Genomic DNA, 2,122 nt, shown 5'->3' on the forward strand with positions numbered 1-2,122 from the left:
GACCGTGACGCCGCCTCGGCGGCCAGCCGCCAGCTGTGGAGCACCGACGGCATCACGGACGAGCAGTTCGACGAGCTGATCGAGGAGTTCGACTGGTACGAGCTCGGCGACACCGACATCGACCAGCAGTCTCCGGTCGCGCGCCGCCAGGAGATCCTCGACGCCGCACGCTGGCACGCCGACAGTGAGTCAGAGGCGCACAAATGGCTGCAGGAAAACGAGGAGCTCGTCGGCTCCGACACCTGGGAATGGGATCTGCGCGAGTACGACATCCACTTCCTGTTCGCCTGCTATTCGATCGCGTTCACGACGAAGCTCTGGCGCGAACACCTCGCTGCACAGCACGCGGACGACCCTTTCGACGAGATCGTCCCGCTCACAGTCGAAGTCGTGCGCAACCTGCCGTGACAGACCATCCCCGCAACGCAGAGCCCCGACTCGACCATTCATATGGTCGAGTCGGGGCTTTCTGTTCATCTATCAGCCTCTCTCGTAGACTAGTCGAAAAGACGATTCAATAGATAATGAGCCTGATTCGGATCCCGGGCAGACAAGGAGTTCTCATGTTTCACACCATTCGCCGCGGAGTCGCCGCCGTGAATACCACGCGCCGGATCGTCGCGCTCTGCATCATCGGCGGCGTCAGCGTTGGCACGTTCGTTGGCTGGGCGACCGGCTTCTTCACCTGGATCACCACCACCGTCACCCGCCTGTGGACTGAATTCACGACCTGGCTGCAGTCACCCTGGGGGATCGATCACATCATCGCGACGGCCGCCATCGTGCTCGGGCCGCTGGTGCTCATCTTCATCCTGATCATGGTCATCTCCGACGACTGACCAGCCCTTCGTCCGAACACACAAAGATCCCCGAGTGCAGATGCACTCGGGGATCTCTTTTTCTGCTCCGCCCAGATCGTCACACTCCGACGAGCTGTCGTTCATCTCGCGGAGAGTCCGACTCCTCCAGTTCGTCGTCCATGATCAGCTCGTCATCGACGTCCTCACCGTCGAGATGGCGGTTCACGCTGGGTGAGGCGGAGAACTTCAGCACCGAATAGTCGTCGATGTCCTGCTTGCCGAAGCGAACCTTGTGCCCCTTGTGTGCCTGTCGGTAGAAGCGGCCGAATCGCGTCAGCACGACCGTCTCGCCCTGCGAGACCGCTTCGGTCAGCTCGCCGAAGATTCCCTCGTAGATCGAGCTCACCGTCTTGATCGGCCACCCACTACGCGCCGCCACGCGGGCAATGAACTCCCGTTTCGAGATGCGCTGCTGTTCCTCGGTCATCGCCATGCCCATACGTCCTGCCCTACTCTCTATCCTGTCTCGTTTCGAGTCCCTTGCCGCACAATGTTCCTCGAAACCTCTCTCTTCGCCTTGTAAACCAGTCTATCCGAATGACCTCTCGAATCGTCTAATTCATGATTCGAGAGGTCATTCAACGGATGCCGGAACCTGGCTCAGAACTCGAAGCCCGGGTCCAGCTGGTCCCGCAGGTCGCGCTGCTCGATGTCGACCGTCTCGGCGTCCTTGATCGTCCGCCGGATGGTCTTTGCCGACGTCGCCTCGTGTTCCTCTTTGACCGCCTGCTGTTGCTCGGCCCGAAGGCGGGCGTCGTTGAGCTTGCTCCGATATTCCGTGACCCCCGACATGAACCCCTTCACGAAGCCTTCGCTGCCGACTCCGGCCGGTGCTGGAGCTGCCGGGCCTGCTCCCACTTCTGACGGTCCTCGACCGTCACGAAGCCGAAGCCACCGGCGACCTGGGACTCCCGAGGGAGTCCACCCTTCTGCTGCTGACTGCTCATAGTGCTCAGCCTTCCTTCTCGTAACTGTTGTTCTCGGCAGGCTGCTCGATCGGGATCGACGGCTCGTATTCACGGGCCTTTGCTGCAGCCTGATGGCGGGCCTTCACCGACAGCACAGCATCGCGCGCCGACGTCGATCCTTCAAGGGCTGCGTGCTGCCCTGCCCATGCTGCCTGGGCATCCAGAGACGCATGGCCGAATCCCTGCGCGACTGCACCTGTTGCCGGGAGCCCCGTGCAACCTGCTCGTTCGTGGCCTGCGCAATCGCGTCCGAGATACGCTCGTCCTTTTCGTGCCGCTCCTGCACCGCCTCGG

General features: G+C 61.8%; 6 protein-coding genes. 2 read left to right on the top strand and 4 right to left on the bottom strand.

Annotation, left to right across the window (positions count from 1 at the left end; genetic code table 11):
- Together AHiyo1_RS25210 and AHiyo1_RS23030 are read left to right on the top strand one after the other, a co-directional pair.
- Window positions 1–408 (top strand): hypothetical protein (locus AHiyo1_RS25210; protein ID WP_172465728.1); only part of this gene is annotated, 408 nt, incomplete at its 5' end.
- Window positions 409–563: 155 nt separating this feature from the next.
- Window positions 564–839 carry a hypothetical protein gene (locus tag AHiyo1_RS23030; protein ID WP_059390152.1) on the top strand — a complete coding sequence of 92 codons (276 nt, stop codon included), beginning with the start codon at window positions 564–566 and terminating at the stop codon, window positions 837–839.
- Between the two features lie 79 nt (window positions 840–918).
- On the opposite strand, the gene AHiyo1_RS23035 is transcribed toward AHiyo1_RS23030, so the two are convergent.
- The 4 genes from AHiyo1_RS23035 to AHiyo1_RS25850 all read right to left on the bottom strand — a co-directional run.
- Complete coding sequence (locus AHiyo1_RS23035; RefSeq protein ID WP_216363314.1) at window positions 919–1,293, bottom strand: HU family DNA-binding protein; 375 nt, start codon at window positions 1,291–1,293, stop codon at window positions 919–921.
- Between the two features lie 167 nt (window positions 1,294–1,460).
- On the bottom strand, window positions 1,461–1,652 hold the full coding sequence (locus AHiyo1_RS23040; protein WP_148667739.1) for a hypothetical protein: 192 nt from the start codon (window positions 1,650–1,652) through the stop codon (window positions 1,461–1,463).
- Window positions 1,653–1,660: 8 nt separating this feature from the next.
- Window positions 1,661–1,807: a hypothetical protein gene (locus AHiyo1_RS25215; protein ID WP_172465729.1), complete on the bottom strand. Its 147-nt coding sequence runs from the start codon at window positions 1,805–1,807 to the stop codon at window positions 1,661–1,663.
- Between the two features lie 5 nt (window positions 1,808–1,812).
- Window positions 1,813–2,122 (bottom strand): hypothetical protein (locus AHiyo1_RS25850; protein WP_216363315.1); only part of this gene is annotated, 310 nt, incomplete at its 5' end.

The sequence above is a fragment of the Arthrobacter sp. Hiyo1 genome (assembly GCF_001263615.2).
GTDB lineage: Bacteria > Actinomycetota > Actinomycetes > Actinomycetales > Micrococcaceae > Arthrobacter.